Raw genomic sequence first — 25,935 nt, 5'->3', positions numbered from 1 at the left:
GTTAAAACAAGGTATCCCCGATATACCCTCCTTGGGCGGCTCCGGGGAAGCAGGCGAACGCGGCGCTGCCCACGTGCAGAATGTATTCGTTCAAGCGGTCGCTTTTCGCCAGTTTTTGCTGCAGGGGGACGAATTGCTTGAACAGGTCCCGCTGATAGCTGATAAACAAAAGCCCGGCGTCGAGCTGACCGGTTTTGATGTCCATGCCTCCGGAATAAGAGTAGGAGCGGCGGAGAATCTGAACGGAGCCGTCGCCCCGCGCCAGCGCGACATGGGAATCCCGGGGGATGTACGGTTTGCCGCTTTCGTCCGCGGCATTCAGATCGACCGGATCGAATTCGTTTTTCGCGCCAAGCGGAGCCCCGCTGGAACGGTAACGGCCAAACGTCTCCTCCTGGTCTTTCAAGGTGGATCGGTCCCATACCTCGATGCGCATGCGGATCCGGCGGACGGCCATATAACTTCCTCCGGCCATCCATGGGGCTCCGTCGCCGCTTTGCGCCCATACGATCCGGTTCATTTCCTTTTCGTTTGCCACTTGGGGATTGGCGGTTCCGTCCTTGAAGCCGAGCAGGTTGCGCGGCGTGCTTCCCGACGGGTCGGCCTGGTTCGTCCGCTGAAAGCCTTCCTGCACCCAGCGCAGGACCGCTTTTCCGCGCGCGATTCTGGCCAGGTTGCGCACAGCATGGAATGCGACCTGCATATCGTCCGCGCATACCTGCACGCCAATGTCGCCACCGCACCACTCGGGTTCAAGCTGATCCCCGTTAAATGCGGGCAGTTCTTTGAAGGTCGGCGGCTTTTTCGCGGCCAGGCCGAACCGGTCGTCAAACAGCGAAGGCCCGGCGCCGAACGTGATCGTAAGCCGGGAAGGGCTGAGCCCGGCCGATTCGCCGGTGTCGGTCGGCGGAAGGTTGCCATTGCCGCTTTCCTCGCCCACCGGTCGGCCTACGGCCATCGCCGCGGCGGCGGCGGTCCAGGCCTGGAACAGCTTTTTCAGCGATGGCGCGCCGCTAGCGGTCACGTCAAAGGCTGCAAAGCAGACGAAGTTTTGCGCAGGCGTGATGATGCCGGCTTGGTGCGCTCCGTAAAAAGGAATGGAGTCCTCCTCCGTGGAGACGGATCCGGCGGCTTTCGTCTTGCGCTTGTTCTCCGTCGTCAGCAGCGTTCCGATCGCGCCGCCGCCGAGAAGAAGGCCAAGACCGCCGGTACCCGCCAAACGAAGGACATCGCGGCGGGTCATCGGTTTTTTTAGGATAGAATCGTCGTTTGATGGCTGGTGCTTTTCCGGCATGTCGCTACACTCCCAAAATCTTGCCCATGTTGGACAACGGTTCGGCCAATGCGTCAAGGTTCTGGCTGAGCTTGCGGATTTCGTCCTGTTTTAATGCCGTGTAATCGACGTAACCGTCGCCTTTTTTGAACGCATTCAGCTCTTTCTGCAAGGCGGCAAAACGCGTTTCGATTTCTTTTTCCAGCTCCGCGTCTTTTTTCGCCAGTTCGGGCTTCAATATTTCATAGATTTTCTGCGCGCCTTCGACGTTGGCGGCAAAATCGTACAGGTCGGTATGCGAATAAAGCTCTTCCTCGCCGGTGACCTTGGAGGAGGACACTTCGTTCAGAAGCTCCACCGCGCCGGTGACCATCAGGCTGGCATCCAGATCGATCGTTTCGATTTTGGCGCGCAGCAATTGGGCGTCCTTCAGCAGCTGGTCGGCGAACCCTTCCGTTCCGGCCGTCGTTTTGTCTTCCCACAGCGCCTTTTCGATCCGGTGGAAACCGCGCCAGTCGGCGGCGTCGACGTCATTCACCCGCGCATCGATATTCGGGTCCAAATCGCCGAGCGCTTCGGCTACCGGTTCGATCCGTTCATAATAAGCGCGCGCAGGGGCGTACAGCTTTTTCGCCTCTTCCAGCTTGCCGGCTTTGACCGCTGCCGTGAATTTTTCGGTCTCCTTGACGAAAAGATCGCACTGTTCCACCGCAAAAGTCCGGTATTGTTCGACGCTGGCGGAAAAGTCGGCCGCAGGGGCCGTTTTCGTTTCAGCGGCCGCAGGCGGAGCAGGCGTCGCGGACGCGGCATCGGCGTCCTGGTTTTTTTGCTGCCCGCATCCGCTGAAGAGAAGGGAAGCGGCGAGAATGCCGGTTGGAAGAATGACGTTGTACTTCAAGAAAAAGCAGCTCCTTTTATATGGAAGTTTTGATGTCGGTTATAATTGATAATGATTCTCAGTCATATGCATGGATTAATAATATAGAGGCGCGGGATTGCTGTCAATACATATTTTTTGGCTAAACAAACATGCGGCAGGCCGGCAAAAAAAACGCCCTCACTGCAAACGCGCAGTCAGGGCGGGCGGGAGCCGATCATCGGCGGCGCATATGGACCCATAACCCGGCAAGCATCCGGTAGGGGACGTATAACCCGAGATAAGCGCCCGCAACGAGAAACCACGGGTTAAGCAGCAAATGGTGGACGTCCGTGGTCAGAACGGTCCCATGGAGGATGTTCCGGTACACATCGGCCGCGAGGATGGAACCGGTGATATAAAAAGATAGCAGCGCAAGCAAACCCCATATCCAACGGAACCCGCGGTTTAACGCAGCCAGGACCGCCATAACAAACGGAACCGCAATAAAGCCGGCGATCAGCCAAAACAGCAATGCCGTGCACCTCCTTCAGAGTCTATTCTCGGCAGGCGCGCAGCGGTTTAAACTCCCGGCTCCCGGGAGAGAAGCCCGCTCGATCACGGCATATTCTATGAAAACAGAGTTAAAAATATGAAAAAACCATCATTTTCACTGGATCGTTTGTCTTATACCGATTTATGAAGCCGGCATAGAATATATCAATCTTTGAAAAGGAGTTGATATATTTGGCAAACCGTGATGTACGCCTTGCCCTTTGGTCCGGCATCAATTTTTCGGGCCGCAGAATTGTATTGAGACGTGGAGGAGTGGCAATCCGGGATCTTGGAGCATTTCGTTTTGACAACGTGCTTTCCAGCTTCCGTCTAAGAAACCGTGTGCAGCCTGCTCAAGTTACGCTTGTTTTGTTCTCGCAGGTGAATTTCCGGGGAGCATTCCGCGTGTTCCGCGGCAGCCAAAACGTAGCCAATCTGGGTTCCTTCAACTTTGATAACGTCACGTCTTCGCTCATTTTGGTCGGCCGCAACCTGACGAACGCCGAGATTGCCGAAATCCAAAGAACAGGCAGACCGCCTCAAGACATTCTCATCGTAAGACAGTAATTGCAGCACAAAAAAAGGGTGCCCTTGCGGCACCCTTCCTTGCGTGAAATGAACCGGATGATGTTCGTTTTTTCGACGTTTGAGCGGATCCCTTTCGGCCCATTCCGCTTATGGTCGTTCCCATCAAAGGCAAGAACGAATCCCTGCTTTTGGGCTGGTCCCGCAGCCTTGTATCGAATGGGAACGACAAAATAAAGAACCTCCTGTCATTCCTTCCCCAAAAGGAAGACATGCTACAGAAGGCCAAGGCATTTGAGGGCTCGATCAGATCTTTAATTCCCCGAGCTTGATCAGCTCGACGACGGCTTGAGAACGGCCTTTCACGTTCAGTTTCTGCATAACGTTGGAGATATGGTTCCGCACCGTTTTCTCACTGATAAACAGTTGACCGGCGATGTCACGGGTCGTTTTATCCTGAACAAGCAGTTCGAACACTTCACGTTCACGGTGAGTCAATAAAAATTTGCTCTTATGATCGTTCCCCTTCAATGGTGTCACCCCTCCTTGCTCGGGTTTGTATGGTATAACAAGGTAAAGGGATACAGTCAACTCATATTATGTAAGGTCCGGGGCAATGGTGTCGTTGCGGCCAAAAAATGGGCTAGCGCCGTTTAATACCGCCGCAAGCTGCGATAAGACGATTCTCAATATTTAAAGCAAGATCAGAAATCCCCCGAAACATAAAGAAAAAATAGAAAATACTGTAAAAAAACGATTTACTAAAAAGACGTGTTATGTAATAATATGGATACCAAAAATACCCTGCTTTTTGGAAAGCCAGGGTATTTTAGTCTTTTATATGATTTCAGCGGACGTTGTTCGGATGCCGGCAGGATGGCGTCACGCGAATTACGCAAGCACTCGGAGCATGGCGTTGATCATGCCGTAATGGTAGTTTTCGTGCCCGAGGTTCACGATGAACGCTTCGCGGACGGTTTCGGCTTTGGCGAAATTTTCTTTGACCGCCAGCGGCTCGTCAAGTTTCCCTTCGAAGGTGTCGGCCACAAGCTTGCATTGTGCCGTCAGCTCTTGAACCAGCGTATCCCAAGCGGGAGGTTCGCCGTTCCAATCGGCCGGTTTCGTTCCATTGCCGAAAAAGGATTGGTAATTTTCAGGCACGACGGCATCCTTGCCGGCAAAACGGAACAAAATGCCGCTTGTGACGGTCAGCAGATGCCCGAGCTGCCAATGAATGTTGTTGTTGAAGCCTTGCGGGACAAGCGTGCGTTTGTCTTCCGGAAGTTGTTCAACCTTGCTGATGATCGTGTTGCGGTTTTTCTCCATCAGCGCGAATAAGTAAGCGTCTCTCATCTGATGTTCCTCCTTACGATATGTAACCTCCATTCAATTTTACGGTAGGCGGGCATCCAGGGCAACCGAGGGTCCCGCGGGAGGAAATAACCTTTTTTAAACGGATTTTTTGGATAGGAAGGAAGAAGCGATTTGGATCAGAAAAACAATGTATTTATGTTGGTATTAAGCGGCATCATGATGATTGTCGTCATTTGCCTGGTCATTATGATCGTCAAGCCGCAGCCGGACGCTACGTCCCATTTTACGGGAAGCATGGAAACCTACGCGCATGGCATCGAAATTCCCAGCTTTCCCGACGAGATGAACATCACGACGAACGGGGAGCAAATCGTATCCCTCGGCGCCAACCGTTTCGCCGTCATCGACAACAATCCCGATTCGAGCAATCACGGGACGATTCTCATTTACGAATATGACGAAAAGGCGCGCAAGATCCATTTTCTCGCCTCCGAGAATTACGTCGCCCGCATGAATCAAAGAACCGAATAATGGTTAAATAATGAAGATGGCCCCTCACGGCCCATTGCAGCGAATCACCGCTGCGTCAGCAAGGGAGGCATGCTTGAGATGTACAAAGTCGTATTGGTAAGGCACGGGGAAAGCGAATGGAACCGGGAAAACCGGTTCACGGGTTGGACGGACGTCGACCTGACGGAAAAAGGCGTCCGCGAGGCGATCAAAGCGGGGGAACTGCTCAAAGAACTTCCGTACGAAATCGACATTGCATTTACGTCGGTTCTCAAAAGAGCCATTAAAACGCTGGATTACATATTGGAGGCAAACGATCTGCTTTGGGTTCCCGTCCGCAAAAGCTGGAAGCTCAATGAACGGCATTACGGCGCGCTTCAGGGGTTGAACAAGGACGAAACCGCCCAGAAATACGGGGAGGAGCAGGTGCGGCTGTGGCGCAGAAGTTATGACGTGCCCCCGCTGAAAATCACCGCCGAAGACGAACGTTATCCGAAAAACGACCGGCGATACGGGAAACTCACCGACAAGGAAATTCCGCTCGGGGAAAGCCTCAAGGATACGATCGCCAGGGTCGTGCCCTATTGGGAAGCGGAGATCGTCCCGCGCATCAAAGCCGGGGAGCACGTGCTTGTCGTGGCCCACGGCAACAGCCTGCGGGCGCTCATGAAAGTGCTGGAAAACATCGGCGACGAGGAGATCGTCGACCTGAACATTCCGACCGCCGTGCCGATCCTGTATGAGCTGGATGACGATTTAAAGCCGCTGAACCGGACGTTTCTCGGCGACCGGGAACGCGTGCAGGAGAAAATCGACGTGGTGGCCAACCCGTCCAAAATTATGGAATAACGTTGGCAAGGAGGGGTCCCCCCGTGCGGGAGGTGACTCCTCCGGTGTTTTTGTGTTACGGTATATAGTGCCTAATGCGCAGTAACACCAACTTCAGGAAAGAAGGGAAATGCAGTGCCTTTTGTCAGATTTACGGGGTTCGAAAAAAACGTGGTGGAGGCCCTCTCGCCCATGATCGTCGAAGAAATGGCAGCCATCGCCAACATTCCGCAGGAGATCGTCAAAATCGAGCTTTTGCATGTGGAAAAAATCACAAACAGCCCGCAGTCGGTTGAAATCTATATGTTTCCGAGAGAACAGGAAAAGCATGACGCCATCGCCAAGATGATCGACGGGCATTTGAAGCGCCGCGGCTTCGACCGCGCGCATATTTTTTTCGTTTTGCTGCAGCATTCGCTTTATTATAAGGAAGGCGTGCCGTTAAGCGATATTCCGAAAAAGACCGTTCCCGAAGCCTGACCCGCCGATTTGAAATAAATCTCTGTAAAGGAATTGGAATATTAACGAATTACCGCTATAATCGAATGTAGAAACGAAGACATTTCTGGAATGTCTGTGCTTTATTACATCAATAATCAATAAGGAGCAATGAAACTCATGGCCAAAACTTTGATTTTCGGACATAAAAATCCGGATACGGACACGATTACTTCAGCGATTGTTTACTCCTATTTGAAAAACCAGCTCGGATTCGACACGGAAGCCGTGCGTTTGGGCAATGTGAACGGCGAAACCCAGTACGCGCTCGATACGTTCAAGGTCGAAGCTCCGCGCCTTGTGGACAAAGTGGCGGGCGAAGCCGGCGAAGTCATTCTCGTCGACCATAACGAACGCCAGCAAAGCGCCGACGACATCGACCAAGTACGCGTGACGGAAGTCATCGACCACCACCGCATCGCGAACTTCGAGACAAGCCATCCGCTTTATTACCGCGCGGAGCCTGTCGGCTGCACGGCCACCATCCTGAACAAGCTGTTCAAGGAAAAAAATGTCGCGGTTCCGAAAGAAATCGCGGGACTGATGGTATCGGCGATCATATCCGATACGCTCCTGCTGAAATCGCCGACCTGCACGGACGAAGACGTGGCTGCTGCCCGCGAGCTTGCCGACATCGCCGGCGTCAAACTGGAAGAATACGGCCTTGACATGCTGAAAGCCGGTGCGGACATGAGCAGCAAAACGATTGCCGAACTCATCTCCCTCGATGCGAAAGAATTCCAAATGGGCAGCCACAAGGTGGAAATCGCTCAGGTGAACGTCGTGGACACGAACGATGTCCTTGGCCGCCAAGCCGAGCTGGAAGACGCCCTGAACGGCATCATCGCCCAAAAAGGCCTCGATCTGTTCGTCTTTGTCGTCACCGACATCCTGAACAACGACTCCGTCGCCCTGGCGCTCGGCAAAGCCGCTTCCGCCGTGGAAACGGCGTACAACGTGAAGCTGGAAAACAATACGGCCGTGCTGAAAGGCGTCGTATCCCGCAAATCGCAAATCGTGCCGGTTTTGACCGAAACGCTCAGCAAATAATCAAGATTGAATCATGGCAGGCGCTTGTCCCATCGGCGGGACGGGCGCCTTTTTCAAGTGCCCGGGCTCCCGCGCAATGCACCCGCAAAGGGCCGTGGCCAAGATCCCTTATCGGAATTTTTCCGTGAAAAAACCTGTTCATGGCTGAACAGGTTGGTTTGATAAGTTCTGCCGTTCTGGTTGAAGGGATTGGCATTAGGGTTACTGGTCTTCGTCTTCCTCGGAATCTTCTTCGGAATCTTCGTCCTCATCGTCGGAATCGAATTCGATTTCGGATTCTTCTTCCTCTTCTTCGTCGTCTTCCTCGACGTCTTCGATTTGAGACTCTACCTCTTCGTCGGACAGCAGCAGTTCTTGTTCAAAGTTTTCCATTGATTAATCCCTCCATTTTATACACTTGAATCGTAAGTGCACTTTCAATATATCATTTGTCTCTCAAAACGTTTGTCGGAAGGTGTGGCCGCAAACGGATTATTTTCCGCTATTTTCTGCCAGAAATCGGGTCGCTTTTAACCCTTGTCGAAATTGAAAACTTTCTCTTGACGGGGAGGAAGCGAACGGTTAAAATCTCGATAAAACTATATCGTTCAGTTGCAAAACCGTATAGTTTTTTCGAGGGTGGCAAGAAACCAAGAGGAAGTGAAATCAAGCCATGTCCATTGACCGTAAACAGGAGATTATGGATGCAGCCATCCATATTTTCGCCCGGAAGGGATTCAACGGTTCAACCATGCAGGATATCGCCGAGGGTTGCGGCATGTCCAAAGCGACGCTGTACCAGCACTACAAATCGAAAGACCAGCTATTGCTGTCCATTTTCCATATGATCAACGACCGGCTTTACGTCAAACTTCAGGCCAGCATGAACCGGGAACACGGCGATTCGGCGGACAGCCTGAGACAGCAGATCGAGCTGCAGCTTCGCGAATCCTTGGCGAACCGGGATTTGATCCGGATGCTGATCACGGAAAACCCGAATGCGTATACCGAAGAGGTCGTGAAAGCGTCGGGCGCGATGCGCGCGCGGATGATCCGGCACTTCGAGCAGATGTTCAAACGGGTGTACGGGCCGGAGATCGAGCCGTATGCGGTGGAATTGGTCTTTTCGATGTTCGCTCTGCTGGAGCAGTTCAGCGTGCTGATCATTTTGGAAAACGTGGCGATCGACATTACCGAGCTGTCCCGTTATATATTGAAGCTGCTGGGATATATGGCGGAAGGGTTGATGGGCGATAACGGCGTCAAACCGATCCTTGGCGTGCATAACTACCCCGAATATTTGCTGTGCGAAATGCCGGAGCCCGAGACGGACAATGTGGAAAACCTGATTTGCCGGTTGTACCGCAAAGCCGATTGCCTAGGGGAATCGGGAAAAAAAGAACAGGATATCCGCAATTCGATCCTGATGCTCGACCATGAGCTGAAAAGCTCCTCGCCGCGGCGCATTATCGTGCAGGGGATGCTGCATAACCTGCTGCAGGTCGGGGCGCTGACGGAGCTTGCCGGCCGCTTGGCCGCGCTGCCCGGCATCAAACGTTATTTAGATTAGAGATGCAAGGATGTAGAAAGAAAAATCCGTAACGAGGAAAAGGAGAACTATACTTCATGTCATCCGGTTCAAAAATAAACAGGTCGTTGTACGTACTGATGATTAATATGTTTATAGCCATGCTGGGCATCGGGCTGGTCATTCCGATTTTGCCCAAACTGCTGGAGGATTTCCACGCCGGGGGAACGGCCGCGGGATATTTGATCGCCGCCTCGGGACTCACGCAGTTTCTGTTTTCGCCGCTGGCCGGCGAATGGGCCGACAAATACGGCCGCAAGCTGATGATCGTATTGGGTTTGGGCTTGTTTACGGTCTCCCAATTTATGTTTGCCGTCGCCAACGTCATGTGGATGCTTTACGCATCCCGCTTTTTGGGCGGCATCGGCGCCGCGATGATGATTCCGGCCATGATGGCTTACGTCGCGGACAGCACGACGGAGGAGACGCGCGGCAAAGGTTTGGGGCTGCTTGGGGCAGCGATGTCGCTCGGCTTCGTGATCGGCCCGGGCATCGGCGGTTTTTTGGCGGATCTCGGCCTGCGCGCGCCGTTTTACATTTCGGCTCTCGTGGCGGCGGTCGCCACCGTCCTGTCTTTTTTCATGCTGAAAGAAACGCTGTCGGCGGAACGCCGTCAGGCAGCCAAAGCGTCGCAGCAAAAACGCGAAAGCATCTTGAAACAACTGGTCGCTTCCGTGAAGGCGCCGTATTTTATCTACTTGATTCTCGTATTTACGCTGACCTTCGGTCTCGTCAATTTTGAGGCGGTCTTCAGCCTGTACGTCGACAACAAATATGCGTATACCACGAAGGAAATTTCCGTCATCATCACGGTCGGATCGCTCGTCGGCGTCGTCATTCAAGGCGCGGTGATCAACAAGCTGCTGCTTCGTTTCGGCGAAAACAAGCTGATCAACGTGTCCTTCCTGGTGTCGGCATTGATGATGGTATTGATGCTGCTTTCGGGCAATTTCTGGTACAACATGCTGCTGATCCTCATCTTCTTCACGTTTACGTCCATCATGAGACCGGCGATCAACACCGCTTTGTCCAAAATGGCCGGGCCTGAGGAGCAGGGATTCGTCATGGGGATGAACAACGCCTACATGAGCCTTGGCAATATTTTTGGGCCGGCGCTCGCCGGCATTTTGTTCGACGTTCACATGAATCTGCCGTATTCCTTCGGGGCCGTCATTTTGGTGCTGAGCCTCGTGTTGTCTCTAACCTGGGGCAAAAAACTTTCGAGCATGCGCAAGCAAAAGCTGGAAACGGCCGGCACGCAGGGGTAACAACGAATAGAGAGCTTAAGTCAAAACGCCCGGAGGGATCCGGGCGTTTTGTGCTTTGGAAGGGATTACTCCCAAATGCTTTTGGATTCGATCGTTTTAAAAATTTTGGAGTACGCGCTTTTGATATTCGTTTCGTTTTCGGTGTCGTTATAAAGGCGAATAGCACCTGCGTCTCTTCTCCTGTTGGCGATCGGTAATTGCCGGCGGCAAACCGAAGGTCGTTTGCGCTTGGAGCGTCATCGTAAGATACGTCCTCTTCCATGTACATCGGAAGCAGTTTGTCGATCTGAATGAAGATAAAGGGGAGGCCTGCTTCTTGATATGCTTTCTTATACTGCGGGGCATACGCCTCGCGAAAATAATCCTTCGTAATAAAGACGGCGTCGAACCGCGATGACAGCTTCTCCGGATTTTTGGCCATCTCCTCCAGCCCTAAAGGCACAAAAGAGACGTTTGTTTCCCTCACCTCAGGCGCTTATCCGATGACGCCGATGGTTAAGGGCTTTCCTTCGTAAAGCGGTCCGTTCCACGTATTGCGGTCGGCGCATCCGGCGAACAGAAGCGCGCAAAAAATCAAAAGGGGCAGCCAACATTTTTTCGTTCGAATAAATATCCCTCCGAAAATTCATCGATATGTATCTATAACGATTTTTGTCGCCCGATGCTCGAACGGCCAGCAGAACGAGCCGTTTTTGCCTTGGCAAGATCGGGTAGATGCATTAAGCTGAATGGTAGGATGCAAGCGGGAGCCATTTTTTGAAGATCCGGCCGCCTGGGTACAATAGGATCAACCGCGGTTAAGTAATACATAAACCGCTATCGTCTCAGGAGGCCGCCATGATCAAAGACTGGTACGAAAAAAGTTTCGGAGAAGACTATCTGCTCGTTTATAAACACCGGGATGCGGAGGGCGCGGCCCGGGAGGTCAAAAAAATGATCTCCTGGCTGAATTTGCCTTCAGGCGCCCGGGTGCTTGATTTATGCTGCGGAACCGGCCGCCATGCGCTTGCTTTGGCGGACAGCGGCTACCGCGTGAGCGGCGTCGACCTGTCGGACGTGCTGCTCCGCGAAGCGCGGAAATCCGACGACCGCGGGCGCGTCGAGTGGCATCAGGCCGATATGCGCAGCCTTCCGCTTGACGGAGGCTTTGACGCGGTGCTGAATTTGTTTACGTCCTTCGGCTACTTCCGCGAGGACGGGGAGCAGCTGAAAGTGCTGCGGGAAATTTACCGGATGCTGAAGCCCGGAGGCCGGTTCATCATTGATTTTATGAATTCCCCGTATGTCCGCTCCCATCTGGTGCCGGAATCACGGCGGGAGGCGGAGGGGCAGCGGATCGTCGAAAAACGCCGCATCGAACGCGATTTCGTCATCAAAGACATCACGATTACTCCCCTGCAAGGGGATGGCGAACAGCGCCAGTACCACGAACGCGTCAAGCTGTATACGCTGGAGCAGATGAAGCAAATGCTCGCGGATGCCGGTCTGGCCGTGGACGAAGTCCATGGCGGATACGACGAAGACGAAGGCTACGAGGAGCGAACATCCGAGCGGATGATCTTCGTCGGACACCGCCCGCAAAGCTCCAAGCAAGCGTGGAAAGAGGTTTAATCCAAAGTGAACATGCCGGAGATAACGGATCATTTAAACGGAATCATTCAAGTCAAAATAACGATGTCCTTTCCGCTGCGATGGGTAAACAGTTATTTGTTGCCCGGACCTGATGGGGTGACGATCGTCGATCCGGGGCCGCGGACCCCCGGGAACGAGGAAGAATGGAAAAAAGCCTTTGCGGAGCTGGGGATCGGGCCGGCCGACATCCGGCAAATCGTGCTGACGCATCACCATCCGGATCATCTCGGCTGTGCCGGGTGGCTGCAGGAGCAGTCCGGTTGCCGGGTATGGATGTCGGAACGTTCTTACCGGGAGGCGCAGCTGATGTGGGGACCGGGTTCGACGATGAACCGGGATTTGCCGGCGCTGTTCCGCGGCCACGGCATGCCGGAAGAATGGGCCGGCCAGCTGGAAGCCCATCTGAACGGATTTATCCCGCAGGTTACCCCGATACCGGAGGTCGCTTTTATCGATGCAAATCGGCCTTTGGCCATGGGCGGGCGCCGGTGGCTGCCGATGGAAACGGCGGGCCATGCTCCGGGGCATCTTTCCTTTTACCACCCGGAGACCGGCCATCTTCTTTGCGGGGATGCCGTTCTGCCGCAAATTTCCCCCAACGTCAGCCTGATGCCGGGCAGCGATCCGGAGCCGCTTCAATCGTTTATGCAAGGGCTGTTGAAGCTGAAAACATTGGAGGTCTCAACCGCTTACCCGGGGCACCGCAACCCTTTTACGCATTTCGAAGAGCGGTTGGAGGCGCTGCTGCTGCATCATGAAGAGAGGCTTGCCAAGATGGAGCGTCTGCTGGAGGAAGCTCCCGCCACGGGGTTCGGGCTTTGCGTTTCGTTGTTTGGCACGAAGCTCGGCATTCACCAGATGCGTTTTGCGATGTGCGAAACGTTGGCGCATGCCCGGGAGCTTGAACGCAGAGGACGGATCGAATCATGGACGTGCGAAGGCGGCAGGGTCTATTTCCGCCTTGCGTGATCCATGCATCGAAAGGAGCCGCCCCGGGGTCCAAGACCTTTCGGGACGGCTCTTTCTCGTTCGCTCCGGCAGCGCCGGCTTGGTTTTAATCCTCGGGAAGCTCCGGTTCGGGCTCTCCGTTTTGGCGTTCGCGTTCGGCCTGTTTCCGGTGCGCGATCCGGCTGCTTGCCGCCGCGGCAATCGCGCCGACGATGTCATCCAGGAACGTGTTCGTTTCGCCGGTGCTTTTGTCGTTCAAACGTTCCAGGATGCCCGGCTTCAGTTTGTCGATGTAACCGTAGTTGGTGAAACCGATGCTGCCGTACACGTTAACGATGGAAAATGCCAATATTTCGTCCACTCCGTACAAACCTTCGTCATTGACCAGCATTTCCTGCAGCGGGGAAATCAGCTTGCCTTCTTCGGCGAGCACGTCCAGCTGGATGCCGGTCAGCACCGCGTTTTGCACCTCGCGTTTGGCAAGAACCTTTTCCACGTTGTCCAAGCATTCCTGCATCGTCAGATCAGGGTAATATTTGTTTTGCAGGAGCATGACAAGCTCCGCGATTTCTTCCACTTTGACGCCCCTTTTATGCAGCCATTCCCGGGTAGCGCTGGCTACCTTCCGGCTGTTCAGGCTGTAAGGTATTTTTTCGTTGTTCGGATCACTCATCTTATCCCCCCGCAATATGCTCATCGTAATAGTTCGATTGTACGTCCCTCCCCTAGGGTTTGTCCAGTTTTAACCAATTATGTATTCGGTCCCGGGCTTTTTTTATACTTTTCCGGCCTTTGTCGGGGCACTCGCAAATCCTTAGAGGAAGGCCCCGTTTTGCCGCGGATTTTTATTTGGACCGGCTGTTATTTTTTGCGGCAGGGGCTCGTATACATGGTAGTACAAACTGTACAAAATGATTAGGAGGAACCATCAATATGACGAAGGCTAAAAAAATTCGCGGCATTTCGGTTGCCGGATTGCTGGCTGTACCTGTGTTGTTGTCCGGATGCAGCCTCTTTGGTTCACAATCTTCCATGGACATCGACAAGCCGCCGGTCGACATCGAGCAGCAAATGCTGAACATGGCGAACGGCCCGGCCTCGACGAACAACGGGGAGCAAACCGGTCCCAAAACGACGGTATATTTGGCCAACGATAAAGGGCTGCTCGCCCCCGTGTCGCTCGGGATTCCCGAAGCCAAAGACCAGGACGGCCTGAAGCAGGCGCTTACGGCGCTTGTCTCGGGAGGAGCCTATTCCAAATACGTGCCTAAGGGATTTGCGGGCATCCTGCCGAAAGGGACGGAGATTACGCAATTGTCGGTGGACAAGGAGCAGAAAACGGCGGTCGTGGAATTCAACGGCGCGTTTAACCAATATAATCCGCAGGATGAGCGCAAAATATTGGAGGCCGTCGTTTGGACGGCAACCGGATTCCCGGGCGTGCAAAAAGTGGAGCTGTGGGTCGAAGGCCAGCGGTTGACGGAAATGCCGCAGAACAAAACGCCACTCAATCAGCCGCTCACGCGGAGCTTCGGCATCAATCTGCAAAAATCCGACGGCGCCAGCCTGACGAATTCGACGCCGGTGACGGTCTATTTTTCGACCATTACGCCGGACGGCACCTATTCTTATTACGTCCCCGTCACGCGGCTCGTGCAGCCCGGGCAAGACAAGGTAAGCGCGGCGCTGCATGAGCTGATTGCCGGCCCGCAGCAAAACGACGGCCTCGAGATGGTCATGACGCAAGGCACTTCCGTGGATTCGGTGAAAACTGAAAAAGACGGCACGGTGACCGTTTCGCTGAAGGACGACATGTTCGAAAAAGAGGATCCGATTCCGGATGAGCTGCTCCAATCCGTCGTGCTGACCGTGTCCGAAAACGCCAACAACGCCAAGGTCAAAATCGACATGAACGGACAGACCCGCATTACAGGCATCAGCGATACCCGGGATTACAGCAAGCCCGTTTCCAAACCCGAGTACATCAATGAGATTCCGCTGTAAGCGCCTTTCCGGGGTGCTTTTATGCCGACACTTTGATAAAATAAAACTTGCTATCGTATAGATGGGCTGAAAAACGGCCGAAAAGCCGTCTTCAGCCCGTTCTATATCACAGGACGCGCAAATGTAGGAGGCAGAAAACATGAGATCAAACGGACGCGGCGAAAGCCAGCTGAGGCCGATGAATTTAACAGTAAACGTGAACAAGTACGCCGAAGGCTCCGTGTTCATCGAAATGGGAGACACGAAAGTATTATGTACCGCAACGGTAGACGAGAAGGTGCCCCCGTTTTTGAAGGGACAAGGCAAAGGCTGGGTAACGGCGGAATATTCGATGCTCCCCCGCGCGACGCAATCCCGGAACCAGCGGGAAAGCGCCCGCGGCAAGCTCACCGGCCGGACGATGGAAATTCAGCGGCTGATCGGCCGGGCCCTTCGCTCCGTCGTTGATCTTCGCGCGCTCGGCGAGCGGACCATTACGCTGGATTGCGACGTGATTCAGGCCGACGGCGGCACCCGGACGACTTCCATCACCGGCTCCTTCGTGGCGCTGGCCATCGCCGTAAGCAAGATCGCGGAGCAGCACAGGCTGCCGGCGTTTCCGATTACGGATTTTTTGGCTTCGGTCAGCGTCGGCATCGTCAACGGCGAGCCGATGTTGGATCTGAATTATGAGGAAGACTCGACGGCCAAGGTGGACATGAACATCGTGATGACGGGCGGCGGCGCTTTTGTCGAGCTGCAGGGGACCGGCGAGGAAAGCCCGTTCACCCGCCAGGAGCTTAACCAGCTGCTGGAGCTTGGGGAACGGGGGATATTGCAGTTGATCGAGAAACAAAAGGAAGCGCTTGGACCGATCGCCCTCATGATTGGCTCGGGCCAATCGGGAAGAGAGGTTTAGGAATGAAGCTGGATCAAGATCTGATTATCGTCGCGACCCGGAACCAGGGGAAGGTCAAGGAATTTGAGCATGCTTTCGCGAAACTCGGCAAAAAAGTCCAAAGCATGTTCGACTATCCGGAGCTGCCGGAGGTCGTGGAGGACGGCGAAACCTTTGCCGACAACGCGCTGAAAAAAGCGAAGACGGTCGGGGACGCGCTGGGCCTGCCGGTACTCGCGGACGACTCCGGCCTGTGCGTGGACGAGCTGGACGGGCGCCCGGGCGTCTATTCGGCGCGTTTTGCCGGGGAACATGCGACGGATCAGGAAAATAACGAAAAGCTGCTGCGGATGTTGGAGGAGAAAAAAATGGGCGACGATACGCAGCAGCCGCTGCTCAGCACGGCACGTTTCGTCTGTACCCTCGTCCTGTACGACCCGGCAACCGGCGCCCACCTCGAAGCGAGCGGGGACGTCAACGGCTGGATTACGGACGAGCCTGCCGGATGCGGCGGATTCGGGTATGACCCGCTTTTTTACCTGCCGGAATACGAAAAAACGATGGCTGAGCTTTCCGTGGAGGAAAAGCAGGCAATCAGCCACCGGGGGGCCGCTTTGCGGAAATTGATCGGCATGCTGCAGGAGCGGGAATCGAAGGTTTAAGTCGGCGTCATATAAGCTTTAGCACACAATGAACCACGGCGAGCCGGATATGCGGCTGCCGTGGTTTTTTTCGCATGGACATGGCCGGCAAGATATGATTTGATTGGGTTACAAGAGCTTTTTCAAAGCAGGGGAGGTTTAAGAAGCATGAACGAAGAAGCGCAAGCGTATTGGAATGAATATTGGGACAAGCGGGGCGGGGAAAAACCGGAATCGGTAAGCGCCTGGCCGTTCGGGGCCGACCCGGATCAGCTGGCCCGGCTGGTCGTCGACGGGATCAAAACGGCAACCTGTTCCGCGCTCGCCTGTTATGAAGCCGAAGGGGAGCCGCTTCCCGCGGTCGGCGATTACAGCATTATTTTGAATGCCAAGGATCTGCCCGTCGCCATCATCCAAACGGTCGAAGTCAACGTGATGCCGATGAACGAAGTTCCGGAGGATTTTGCCGTGGCGGAAGGCGAAGGGGATCGGTCTTACCGGTACTGGCGGGAGGTCCATGAACAATTTTTTACGAAAGAGCTGAACCGGCTTGGTTTGGCATTCTCGGACGACATTCCGCTCGTATGCGAACGTTTCCGGCTGGTTGACGCCAAAAGCTAATGTCCCTATGATGGGGAAGATTGGAATCAAAAATTGACATCGATTGGAGTGAGGGGAATGTCTGCAGAGAAAGCGAACCTGGAACTTGACCTGCGCTGCATGTCCTATAACATCAAAAACGCGTACGATAGGGAAGGCGAAAACGTATGGGGCAGCCGCAAGGAGCTGGTGGCGGGGATCATCCGTTTTCACCGGCCGGATCTGGTGGGCATGCAGGAGGTGCTGTACGAACAGCTGGAGGATTTGCAGGCGCTGCTGCCCGAATACGGCTGGATTGGCGTAGGCAGGGAGGACGGCGACAAAGACGGCGAGTTTTCCTGCATCTTTTATCGCAAACAAAGGCTCAAGCCGCTGCGCCAGGATACCTTCTGGCTGTCGGAGCGTCCGGAGGAACCGGGTTCGCTTGGCTGGGACGCCGCTTGCAGAAGGATCGTGACATGGGCTGAATTTCAGGATGGTTATAGCGGCAAGACCTTCCTGCATTTGAATACCCACTTTGACCATATCGGCAAGGTGGCCGTCGAACGAAGCGCCCATTTGATCGTGGACCGGATCAAGGAGCTGGCGGCGGATCGGCCGGCCGTGCTGACGGGCGACTTCAACGTGACTTCCGATTCGGTGCCATACCGCGTCCTCACCGGCCAGGGGCAGACGGAACCGGCTATGCTGCGGGATGCAAGCAAAGAGGCGGATTATCGGCATTTCGGGCCTGCGTTTACGTTTCAGGGGTTCGATTCCAGGGAAGTGGCCGCCCGCATGTTTCCCAAGTTTTTGCAGCCGCTGGCTGAACATGGGATCGAATTTGAAAGCCCGATCGATTTTATTTTCGTAGCCGGCCCGGTGCGCGTGTTGAATTACGGGGCGATCGCGGATCATCGGAACGGGAAAATGCCGTCGGACCATTATCCGGTCGTGGCCGACGTGCGCATTTAATACGGCTGGAATGGGCAAGGCGTGCCGCAGGGGCACGCCTTTTCGGTTTTCGCTTACCGTTCCAACGGCAGCATGATGCGCTTGCGTTTTTTGAACACGGCCCATTCCCGGTAACCGATGTCGTAGAGCTGCCGGGCGACGGCTTCAAAATGTTCGCCGACGCGCGCCGGTTCATGGGCGTCGGAACCGAAGGTGACTTTGACGCCGTAATAAAACGCCCGTTCCAGCAGGTCGGGGCCCGGAACCCACAGGTCGTCCGACGAATTGATCTCCATGGCGACGTCGTGGGCGGCGATGGTGCGCAGCGTGTGTTCGGCGGCTTCCGTATACAGGTTGGAATACCCCGGGAAGTACCGGTTCAAGGCGTCCACATGTCCCAAAATATCGTACAATCCCGTTTGGGCTGAGCGGGAGATGTAGTCGTAGTAGCTGTTTTTCAGTTCAAGCTTGCCCGCTTCCGTCAGCCACTCCCAATGTTCGGCATCGTACAGGCTGACCCCGGCGAAATCATGGACGGAGCCGATGATGTAATCCAGGGAATAATCGTTCAGCACCTTCCGGTATACGTCCACCGAGCCGGGAATAAAGTCGGCTTCTACGCCGAGAAGCACCTCGATTTGCCCGGCAAATTCCCGTTTCAGCTCCAGCACTTCGCGAACGTATGCGGGAAACTCCGATGTTGCCATGGATGCTTCCGGGGCAGGGTGATCTTCCTTTTCGGCGAAAAACGGCGTATGGTCCGAGATGCCGATGCAGGATAAACCGTTGCCGACGGCAGCCGCGATGTAATCGCGAATATGCCCATGGGCATGTCCGCACCGGGCGTGATGCGTATGAAGGTCGAATTTCATGATGATACCTCCGTTCCTGGGTTTGTTCGTCTTGCCACCTACCATAGCGCATGATACGATCATTTTCATTACAAATCTTCGCCTTGATTAGGTTTTTTCTACATATCTTGTCATCGACGCGGGAAAGGGGGGCAGCGGCCGACATGGAATTTTACGAAGCTTCGCGGTTTTACATCGACAGGGAACGGAAAAAGCGCTCCAGCATGCCGTCCCGGCATTACCATAACGGATACGAAATTTTTTACCTGGTTTCCGGCGACATCTGTTATTTCATCGGCGATCGGGCCTATCAGGCCGTCAGCGGCGCGCTGTTCGTCATCGATATGAACGAGATTCATAAACTGGTGAATGCCGGCGGGGCAAGCTTCGAGCGGGTAACGCTGGAGTTCAAAAAGGAGTTTTTGGATGATCTGTTTGCGGGAGGAATGCCCGTCGACGTCATGTCGGTTTTTAGCCGCGGACTGCCGTTCATTAAGCTTTCCGTGCAGGAGCGGGGGCTGGTTGAACGTCTTTTTGACCACATGATCCGTGAATTTACGGAAAAGCCCGAAGGATACGAGTCCTGCTTGAAGACGCTGCTGTATCAGCTGCTGCTGCTCATCCGCCGAAAAACGAACGCCGTATCCGGGGAGCAGCCGCTGGTCCATTCCGTCCGCAATAAAACGTTCGAGATCGTCGATTATATCAACCGCCATTATCAGGACAAGCTGACGATCGCGGACATGGCGCGGCGTTACGGCATCAGTCCGTCTTATTTTTGCAAAACGTTCCGCCAAAGCACGGGATATACCTTTACCGAATACGTGAACCATGTGCGCATCAAGGAAGCGAAGGGGCTGCTGATGACGGGGAACGACAAAGTGGCGGCGGTGGCCGGCCAGGTCGGTTTCGAGAGCCTGACGCATTTCGGAAGGGTATTCAAGGAAGTGACGGGCATGTCCCCGCTGAAATACCGCCGGCAATATTGTTCCATCCGGGGAGGATTGCCCGGTTCGATGTCGTAATTAGTAGGGGATGTGATGTGAAGGACATAAAGGAGGCTTCCTCATGCTGAAAGGGATATCCCCGCTGCTTTCCCCCGAGCTGCTGAAAGTTTTATGCGAGATGGGACACGGCGACGAAATTGTGTTTGCGGACGCGAATTTTCCCGCCGTCTCGACGGCCAAACGCCTGGTCCGCGCGGACGGGCACGGCATTCCCGAGCTGCTGGCGGCGACGCTTGAGCTTTTTCCGCTGAACCGCTATTTGACCCATCCGGTCATGCTGATGCAGGTGACCCCCGGCGATCCGGTGGAAACCCCCGTGTGGGACGTGTACCGGGGACTGGTGGATCGGGTCGAACAGGGCATCGAATTTGCTGAAATCGAACGTTTCGAATTTTACGAACGCGCCAAAAAGGCTTATGCGGTGGTGGCCACCGGGGAAAAGGCGCTTTACGGCAATTTGATTTTGTCCAAAGGGGTTATCGGTTAAAGCTTTTCTTTCCTATGCAAGTCACTTTCACATCTTAGAAACGGCAAAACGGCAAAAAAGCCCGTTCCGGCGAACGGGCTTTTTTTGCATGGATTGCCATGGAGGCGTAACCTCCGATCCCAAACGGATACGATGGTCGAATGAAGCCTGGTGGCGTCGGCGTTATTTATTTGATCGATACATGATAGGTTTTCAGCCAATGGTTGACTTGGGCCAAATAAGCGAACAATTGCGGGCCGGACATCAGCTGGCCGAACCAGGGCAAATGCGTTGACGCTTCGGGGGAAGCGGCGATTTCGCGGATTTTATTCCGGTCGATGAGGGGAAGGATCGGCGATGACGGGTCGTCGAGAATGTCGAGCACCTGCTGTTTGACGGCGGCCAGGAAATCGGGGTTATGGGTTTTCGGGTATGGGCTTTTTTTGCGGTACAGCACGTCTTCCGGCAGAACGCCTTCCAGCGCTTTGCGCAAAATGCCTTTTTCGCGGCCTCCGGTCATTTTCATGTCCCACGGGATATTCCACACATATTGAACCAGCCGGTGGTCGCAATACGGTACGCGGACCTCCAAGCCAACCCCCATGCTCATGCGGTCTTTGCGGTCAAGCAGCGTCGGCATGAAGCGGGTAATGTTCAAATAGGACATCACGCGCATTTGCGCCTGTTTGCCGGTTTCGCCGCGCAGCTTGGGCACTTCCCGCACGGCTTCGGCGTAACGGTCTCCGAGGTATTCGAGCGGCCGCGTCCACTCGCGGATTTCGGGGGAAAGCAGGCTTGCGCGCATGTCGGAGGCGACGGCCCACGGAAAAGTGCCCGAATTCAGCATGTCATCGCGGTGAAACCACGGGTATCCGCCGAAAATTTCGTCCGCGGCTTCCCCGGAGACGGCGACGGTGGCGCCTTTTTTGATTTCCCGGCAAAACAGGTACAGGGAACCGTCCACGTCCGCCATGCCGGGCAAATCCCGCGTCAAGGTGGAGTTGTTCAGCGACTCGATCAGCTCCGGCGTGTCGAATTCGATGAAATGATGCCTTGTACCGAGCTCTTCAACCATGCGCTGAATCCACGGAGCATCGGCTCCCGGCTGAAAGGCGTGGGATTTGAAATGTTTGTCGTTGCCGACGTAGTCCACCGAATAGGTATCCATCCGTCCTTGCCCCGTCCGGTTGTAATACTGCACGGCAAGCGCCGTCAGCGCGCTGGAATCGAGGCCGCCGGAAAGCAGCGTGCATACCGGCACGTCGGAGACAAGCTGCCGCTCCAGCGTATCTTGAAGGAGCTCGCGCAGCCGCGCGGCGGTCGTTTCGGTATCTTCTTCGTGCCGGTAACTGTCCAGCTTCCAGTACGGATACGTGCGTAAGCCTTGGCGGCTGAATATCATCGCGTGCCCCGCGCGCAGCTCCTGGATGTCGCGGTATACGCCTTGCCCCGGCGTACGCGCCGGTCCGATGATGAAAATTTCCGCCAAACCTTCCGGCCCGACGACCGGTTCGACTTTGGGATGCTGAAGCAGCGCTTTGGGTTCGGAGCCGAAGATGAAGGTGCCGCCGATCAGGCTGTAGAAAAAGGGCTTGACGCCCAGCCGGTCGCGGGCCATGAAGACCTGTTCCCGCACGCTGTCCCAGATGGCAAAAGCAAAAATGCCGTTAAACTTGTCGACGCAAGCAGGCCCCCATTCGATGTAGGAGACCAAAAGAACTTCCGTGTCGCAATTCGTCCGGAAGTGATGTCCTCTTTTTCGCAGTTCCTGCTTGAGCTCGGCAGCGTTGTACAATTCCCCGTTATATACTATGGTGTATAAATCCTCATCATCGTATACAAGCATGGGCTGTGCCCCGTTTTCCGGATCGATGACGCTGAGCCTCCGATGCCCGAAGGCGCAGGGGCCCGAAATCCAGGTTCCCGAGGCATCCGGTCCCCTTGGTGTCAAGGTTTCCGTCATTTTTACGAGAGTCTGCGAATGCTGCGTCAAATCGCCGCTCCATTCAATAAAACCGGTTATTCCGCACATGACGGATCATCCTTTCTTTTGCAAATTCCTCATTTTCTGAAAGTGATACAGTTATATGCCGAAGAAGGGCATAAAATGTCTGTCCGGGCGCAGGTCGCCGCCAGAACTTGTCACAAGAAGCGGGATGATGTCGCGGGATGGAACGGTTCTTTTCGCTGCCGCTTGCCCAAGAAGAGCTGTAAGGCGAGCCAGATATTGAAGGTCATAGCGGCTTGCATCGCATCCCATACTATGCTTAGGGGGGTGAGCGAAAGTGGCAACGACGTACAAAAAGACGAAAGGCAACAAGTATGCCCACCAGACTGAATTTGCTGACGAAGTCCTGAGTAAAAACGACAGAAATTTGGCTGTTCCGCAAAACCCAAGACGATTTGGCAATAAGTAGGTACCCCTGAAAACGCAAAAACCTCCGGGCGATCGGAGGTTTTTGGGTTGGATAATGTTACATATAATGGAAGGAATTTTTCGGCTACGCGTATTCGCGAAGGACTTGAATGCCTTTGACGATGTTGTAGATGAACGTTCCGAAGTAGATGATGATGAACAAAATGATATATCCAAGCACCGAGCCTAAATGCTCCGCGCCGAACGTAAGAAAAAGCAGCGGTAAGGCCGCGACGAAAGGAAGGATGTGCGAGATCAGCGCCCGTTTCGAATGCATGGCGACATACGAATCTTCCCTGCATGCGATCCAGATGATCAGGGGGAGGAGAAACGGTGCGAAAAAGATGCTGAAATACGATAAGGCCGACAGCAATTGACGCATTGCAAAAACTCCTTTGACGTGGGTTTGCTGTTATCATATTACCCCGCGAAGATGGCGATGATTCATTTTTAAAAATTTCCCTTTGAATTTTCCGGAAAATGCGCTATAATAATAAACGCATCGCTTTTCTATTACATAACAAGTCCCAGTAGCTCAGCAGGATAGAGCAACGGCCTTCTAAGCCGTCGGTCGGGGGTTCGAATCCCTCCTGGGACGTACAAAGCCACTCGTGAGAGTGGTTTTTTAATTTATAAAGGGATGAGAACCCAACAGGGTTCGTCGAAGCATCAACATCGGGAGCATAAGCTTCGCAGTCAGCCCGGAGGGGTGTATCCCGACCTGGGACGGGTGCCAACTCGAAGCAGCGGTTCCTATTCCTTGAGGTATAATTCCCCATATGCTAAGATAACAATAAGCGAGGAGCAGCCGGCCCAGGCTGCCCCTTGTACAAACATCTTGAGCGGGATTCCCCTCCAGATCATGTCAATGATACGTGAAGTAACCCACTTAGGCGCGAACCTTAGGAGTGGGTTACTTTCGTTTATCGATGTAAATCAGCAAAGCCAACAGGAATAATCCGAAGGTAAGCACTTCACCGAACGAAATGTTCATCGCACCACCCCCTTTCGGGAGGGTGCGCCCACTCAAGGCGTGTATGTACGTCCCATATTATACCATATCCCGCTTATCTATTGCCGCATCCGCAAAGGAGCCAGCCGAAAATCCGGCTGGCTCCTTTGCAATCCGCTGCAAAATTCTCGTTTTTCCATTACAGCTGCGGCAAAATCTCCGCCCAAACCGCATCAAGAATCCCTTGAATGTCGTCTTCCTCGCTGTTGACCGCGATCACGGCGTTTTTGCCGGGGATGACCACGCACAGCTGCCCGTGCGCGCCGTCGGCACGGTAAGCGTCATGCCTGCACATCCAGAACTGGCAGCCGTAACCCTGGCTCCAATCCGGGCTGCCCTCGTTGTCGATCTGCTTGCGGGTCGCAAATTCGATCCATTCCGCGGGCACCAGCTGCTTGCCTTCCCACATCCCTTTTTGCAAAAGAAGCTGCCCGAACCGGCTGAGCTCCTCGTTGCTGATGGAAAGTCCCGCGCATCCGAGCGTTACGCCAAGCGGGGAAGTCTCCCAACTGACGTCCTTTATGCAAAGCGGCTCGAACAGGCGGGGCGTCAAATAATCTTTGACGGTTTCGCCGACAGCGGCTTGCACCAGGGCGGAGACCACGAACGTGTCGCCGCTGCTGTACGTGAATTTTTCCCCTTGAGGCCTGTCCAGCGGCAAGGACATATAATATTTCACCCAATCCTTTTCCTGGAGGGACGCTCTTTCTTCGGCCCACAGCGGGGGCGAATCATGGCCCGAAGACATCCGAAGCAGATTGTAAAGCGTCAGTTCCCCGGGCTGCATGTCCGGGGGCGCGCCAACATGCCCTCCGGCATGCTGCGGAAAAAAATCTTTCAGCTTCGTGTCAAGGGACAGCTTGCCTTCGGCAATCGCGAGCCCGACGGCCATGCATGTAAAGGATTTGCTCACCGAATGCTGCAGCCGGCGCTCATCCCGGGTCAAGTCCCATGCCGCGGCAGGCGCTCCATGTTGAAGCACGCGCGCCGAAAGCACGTTTAAACGTTGGCTCGATATGCGATCCACGAAACCGGATAACGATATGGACATGTTAAGCCTTCTTTCTTCTTCATAGAAACGTTTCCATGATATTCTTTTAAACTAGAATTTATTACAAGAGAATGCCCCTGTCAACTTCCCTCGGCAATCGCTTTCCTGCTGAAATCAAGACCAGAAATGGATCGTTTTAGTAGAATGATGAACATTCCATGTCATGGAAAGAGGTTTTAGAAAAAGATAGTTGACATGAGGTGACAAGAGGATTATGATGTTATCGAAACGATTCGAATGAATCGCTTACAAACCAAAAAACGGTCTATATGAAATATCTGGAATGATGGATTGCCAGAGGCTCTAAGGTCGAACATTACAGGGAAATAGGCATTATTTGGACGTTTGTGGGAGAGGTTTGAGCATAAAAGAAACGTTTCGCCAAGCCGTCCGAGATTTTTGTCGAATTTTGCAAGTTTAATCAAAGACGAAAGACAATAAAGCCGATTTTGCAACTGTATGTTATAAAACGACGCGATTGAAAGGGGTTACATATGGCGCATATAACGATGGATACCGGCTCGCCTGCCTTGCGGATGACCACCAACATTCATGTCATCTCGCCCGTCGATGCCGGCGTTCCGGCAAGCAGCACGCTTTATCTTCTTCACGGGGCCGGAGACAACGCCAGTACATGGCACCGCCTGACGACGATCGAGCTGTATGCGGCCAAATACGGCTGCACGGTCATCATGCCGGAAGCCAACCGAAGCTACTACACGGACATGGAATACGGTCTCGAGTATTTCCGCTACGTGACGCAGGAGCTTCCGGACCTTTGCGGCCGGCTGCTCCGGCTGAACGAGGATCCCGGGAAAACCTACGTGGCCGGCTTGTCGATGGGCGGGTACGGTGCTTTGAAATGCGCCCTGACCTATCCGGACCGGTATGCGAAAGCGGTATCCTTATCCGGCGTTACCGATATCCAAAAGCGACTCCGCGATCCGAACATGGAAGCGGGGATGGCGAAGGAGATGCAGGCGGTATTCGGACCGGACCTTCAGGTCAAGCCGGACCAGGACTTGTACGCGCTGGCTGCGAAACGTATCGATGAAGGCGGGCCGCTCCCTTCGGTCCTTTGCTGCTGCGGAACCGAAGATCCTTTTATCGGGATGAACCGGGAGTTCGCCGATTACATGCGGAACACGCCGTTCGAATTCGCGTACGTGGAAGGCCCGGGAGCCCATGATTGGCTTTTCTGGGAAAGGCACCTGAAAACGGCTTTCGACTTCCTGTTCAACGAAAAGAAATAA

The 25,935-nt window shown here is 54.2% G+C and carries 28 protein-coding genes and 1 tRNA gene; 18 read left to right on the top strand and 11 right to left on the bottom strand.

The genetic code is table 11. The annotated features are described in order from the left end of the window. Position 1: 1 nt before the first annotated feature. The 3 genes from efeB to NYE48_RS20960 form a co-directional block, all read right to left on the bottom strand. Positions 2-1,294 carry an iron uptake transporter deferrochelatase/peroxidase subunit gene (efeB, locus tag NYE48_RS20970; protein ID WP_340999852.1) on the bottom strand — a complete coding sequence of 431 codons (1,293 nt, stop codon included), beginning with the start codon at positions 1,292-1,294 and terminating at the stop codon, positions 2-4. Positions 1,295-1,298: 4 nt separating this feature from the next. Beyond that, positions 1,299-2,171: an iron uptake system protein EfeO gene (efeO, locus tag NYE48_RS20965; RefSeq protein WP_052147320.1), complete on the bottom strand. Its 873-nt coding sequence runs from the start codon at positions 2,169-2,171 to the stop codon at positions 1,299-1,301. 196 nt (positions 2,172-2,367) lie between these two features. Next, complete coding sequence (locus NYE48_RS20960; protein ID WP_340999851.1) at positions 2,368-2,664, bottom strand: transposase; 297 nt, start codon at positions 2,662-2,664, stop codon at positions 2,368-2,370. Between the two features lie 212 nt (positions 2,665-2,876). Between NYE48_RS20960 and NYE48_RS20955 the strand changes: the two genes are divergently transcribed. Then, positions 2,877-3,251 carry a hypothetical protein gene (locus NYE48_RS20955; protein ID WP_340999850.1) on the top strand — a complete coding sequence of 125 codons (375 nt, stop codon included), beginning with the start codon at positions 2,877-2,879 and terminating at the stop codon, positions 3,249-3,251. A 264-nt stretch (positions 3,252-3,515) separates the two neighbouring features. On the opposite strand, the gene NYE48_RS20950 is transcribed toward NYE48_RS20955, so the two are convergent. Together NYE48_RS20950 and NYE48_RS20945 are read right to left on the bottom strand one after the other, a co-directional pair. Next, a complete protein-coding gene (locus NYE48_RS20950) occupies positions 3,516-3,740 on the bottom strand; it encodes a helix-turn-helix domain-containing protein (RefSeq protein WP_036649309.1) in 225 nt (74 codons plus the stop codon). 360 nt (positions 3,741-4,100) lie between these two features. Beyond that, the gene (locus NYE48_RS20945; RefSeq protein WP_340999849.1) at positions 4,101-4,562 is read right to left on the bottom strand and encodes a DinB family protein; all 462 of its coding nucleotides are present in this window, start codon (positions 4,560-4,562) and stop codon (positions 4,101-4,103) included. A gap of 132 nt (positions 4,563-4,694) precedes the next feature. Between NYE48_RS20945 and NYE48_RS20940 the strand changes: the two genes are divergently transcribed. The 4 genes from NYE48_RS20940 to NYE48_RS20925 all read left to right on the top strand — a co-directional run bounded on the left by NYE48_RS20940 (position 4,695) and on the right by NYE48_RS20925 (position 7,409). Next, entirely contained in the window at positions 4,695-5,054 is a 360-nt protein-coding gene (locus NYE48_RS20940) for a hypothetical protein (RefSeq protein WP_340999848.1), read from the top strand. A 78-nt stretch (positions 5,055-5,132) separates the two neighbouring features. Beyond that, positions 5,133-5,882: a 2,3-diphosphoglycerate-dependent phosphoglycerate mutase gene (gene gpmA / locus NYE48_RS20935; protein WP_036713551.1), complete on the top strand. Its 750-nt coding sequence runs from the start codon at positions 5,133-5,135 to the stop codon at positions 5,880-5,882. 114 nt (positions 5,883-5,996) lie between these two features. Next, positions 5,997-6,341: a DUF1904 family protein gene (locus NYE48_RS20930; RefSeq protein WP_340999847.1), complete on the top strand. Its 345-nt coding sequence runs from the start codon at positions 5,997-5,999 to the stop codon at positions 6,339-6,341. A gap of 138 nt (positions 6,342-6,479) precedes the next feature. Next, positions 6,480-7,409, top strand: coding sequence for a manganese-dependent inorganic pyrophosphatase (locus NYE48_RS20925; protein WP_212948042.1), 930 nt, complete (start codon positions 6,480-6,482; stop codon positions 7,407-7,409). 201 nt (positions 7,410-7,610) lie between these two features. Here the strand turns inward: NYE48_RS20925 and NYE48_RS20920 are convergent, their stop codons facing one another. Next, entirely contained in the window at positions 7,611-7,781 is a 171-nt protein-coding gene (locus NYE48_RS20920) for a hypothetical protein (protein WP_197070033.1), read from the bottom strand. 280 nt (positions 7,782-8,061) lie between these two features. Between NYE48_RS20920 and NYE48_RS20915 the strand changes: the two genes are divergently transcribed. From NYE48_RS20915 to NYE48_RS20900, 4 genes are all read left to right on the top strand, one after another. Beyond that, the gene (locus tag NYE48_RS20915; RefSeq protein ID WP_212948040.1) at positions 8,062-8,958 is read left to right on the top strand and encodes a TetR/AcrR family transcriptional regulator; all 897 of its coding nucleotides are present in this window, start codon (positions 8,062-8,064) and stop codon (positions 8,956-8,958) included. Between the two features lie 56 nt (positions 8,959-9,014). Further along, entirely contained in the window at positions 9,015-10,244 is a 1,230-nt protein-coding gene (locus NYE48_RS20910) for an MFS transporter (RefSeq protein WP_036713555.1), read from the top strand. An 840-nt stretch (positions 10,245-11,084) separates the two neighbouring features. Next, the gene (locus NYE48_RS20905; protein ID WP_036713592.1) at positions 11,085-11,855 is read left to right on the top strand and encodes a class I SAM-dependent methyltransferase; all 771 of its coding nucleotides are present in this window, start codon (positions 11,085-11,087) and stop codon (positions 11,853-11,855) included. A 6-nt stretch (positions 11,856-11,861) separates the two neighbouring features. After that, positions 11,862-12,845, top strand: coding sequence for an MBL fold metallo-hydrolase (locus NYE48_RS20900; RefSeq protein ID WP_445324031.1), 984 nt, complete (start codon positions 11,862-11,864; stop codon positions 12,843-12,845). An 85-nt stretch (positions 12,846-12,930) separates the two neighbouring features. On the opposite strand, the gene NYE48_RS20895 is transcribed toward NYE48_RS20900, so the two are convergent. Beyond that, positions 12,931-13,497: a phosphatidylglycerophosphatase A family protein gene (locus NYE48_RS20895; RefSeq protein WP_036713556.1), complete on the bottom strand. Its 567-nt coding sequence runs from the start codon at positions 13,495-13,497 to the stop codon at positions 12,931-12,933. 260 nt (positions 13,498-13,757) lie between these two features. On the opposite strand from NYE48_RS20895, the gene NYE48_RS20890 reads away from it, so the two are divergent. From NYE48_RS20890 to NYE48_RS20870, 5 genes are all read left to right on the top strand, one after another. After that, positions 13,758-14,828 carry a GerMN domain-containing protein gene (locus NYE48_RS20890; protein WP_036713557.1) on the top strand — a complete coding sequence of 357 codons (1,071 nt, stop codon included), beginning with the start codon at positions 13,758-13,760 and terminating at the stop codon, positions 14,826-14,828. Positions 14,829-14,967: 139 nt separating this feature from the next. Next, positions 14,968-15,726: a ribonuclease PH gene (gene rph, locus NYE48_RS20885; RefSeq protein ID WP_036713558.1), complete on the top strand. Its 759-nt coding sequence runs from the start codon at positions 14,968-14,970 to the stop codon at positions 15,724-15,726. Between the two features lie 2 nt (positions 15,727-15,728). Continuing rightward, positions 15,729-16,367, top strand: coding sequence for an XTP/dITP diphosphatase (locus tag NYE48_RS20880; protein WP_212948036.1), 639 nt, complete (start codon positions 15,729-15,731; stop codon positions 16,365-16,367). A gap of 147 nt (positions 16,368-16,514) precedes the next feature. Then, positions 16,515-16,967 (top strand): ASCH domain-containing protein, encoded by a 453-nt coding sequence (locus NYE48_RS20875; protein WP_212948034.1) that lies wholly within the window; start codon positions 16,515-16,517, stop codon positions 16,965-16,967. Positions 16,968-17,024: 57 nt separating this feature from the next. Further along, positions 17,025-17,900, top strand: coding sequence for an endonuclease/exonuclease/phosphatase family protein (locus tag NYE48_RS20870; RefSeq protein WP_036713560.1), 876 nt, complete (start codon positions 17,025-17,027; stop codon positions 17,898-17,900). A gap of 53 nt (positions 17,901-17,953) precedes the next feature. Here NYE48_RS20870 and NYE48_RS20865 read toward each other — a convergent pair whose 3' ends face one another. Beyond that, positions 17,954-18,751, bottom strand: a complete 798-nt coding sequence (locus tag NYE48_RS20865) for a histidinol-phosphatase (protein WP_212948033.1) — start codon at positions 18,749-18,751, stop codon at positions 17,954-17,956. 143 nt (positions 18,752-18,894) lie between these two features. Here NYE48_RS20865 and NYE48_RS20860 point away from each other — a divergent pair, with 143 nt between their 5' ends. Both NYE48_RS20860 and fucU read left to right on the top strand, forming a co-directional pair. Further along, a complete protein-coding gene (locus NYE48_RS20860; protein ID WP_340999846.1) occupies positions 18,895-19,755 on the top strand; it encodes an AraC family transcriptional regulator in 861 nt (286 codons plus the stop codon). Positions 19,756-19,798: 43 nt separating this feature from the next. After that, complete coding sequence (gene fucU, locus NYE48_RS20855) at positions 19,799-20,224, top strand: L-fucose mutarotase (RefSeq protein ID WP_036713563.1); 426 nt, start codon at positions 19,799-19,801, stop codon at positions 20,222-20,224. 166 nt (positions 20,225-20,390) lie between these two features. Here the strand turns inward: fucU and asnB are convergent, their stop codons facing one another. Next, positions 20,391-22,235 carry an asparagine synthase (glutamine-hydrolyzing) gene (asnB, locus tag NYE48_RS20850; RefSeq protein ID WP_340999845.1) on the bottom strand — a complete coding sequence of 615 codons (1,845 nt, stop codon included), beginning with the start codon at positions 22,233-22,235 and terminating at the stop codon, positions 20,391-20,393. Between the two features lie 469 nt (positions 22,236-22,704). Continuing rightward, entirely contained in the window at positions 22,705-23,001 is a 297-nt protein-coding gene (locus NYE48_RS20845) for a DUF4870 domain-containing protein (protein ID WP_036713566.1), read from the bottom strand. 142 nt (positions 23,002-23,143) lie between these two features. On the opposite strand from NYE48_RS20845, the gene NYE48_RS20840 reads away from it, so the two are divergent. Then, positions 23,144-23,217 (top strand) — tRNA-Arg (locus NYE48_RS20840). A 553-nt stretch (positions 23,218-23,770) separates the two neighbouring features. On the opposite strand, the gene NYE48_RS20835 is transcribed toward NYE48_RS20840, so the two are convergent. Continuing rightward, positions 23,771-24,682, bottom strand: a complete 912-nt coding sequence (locus NYE48_RS20835; protein ID WP_036713568.1) for a serine hydrolase domain-containing protein — start codon at positions 24,680-24,682, stop codon at positions 23,771-23,773. Positions 24,683-25,176: 494 nt separating this feature from the next. Between NYE48_RS20835 and NYE48_RS20830 the strand changes: the two genes are divergently transcribed. Further along, the gene (locus NYE48_RS20830; RefSeq protein WP_036713570.1) at positions 25,177-25,935 is read left to right on the top strand and encodes an alpha/beta hydrolase; all 759 of its coding nucleotides are present in this window, start codon (positions 25,177-25,179) and stop codon (positions 25,933-25,935) included.

The organism is Paenibacillus sp. FSL M7-1455 (assembly GCF_038004655.1).
Classification (GTDB): domain Bacteria; phylum Bacillota; class Bacilli; order Paenibacillales; family Paenibacillaceae; genus Paenibacillus_AQ; species Paenibacillus_AQ cookii.
The sequence above is the reverse complement of the archived record's forward strand: the minus strand, read 5'-3'. Positions and strand labels throughout refer to the sequence as shown.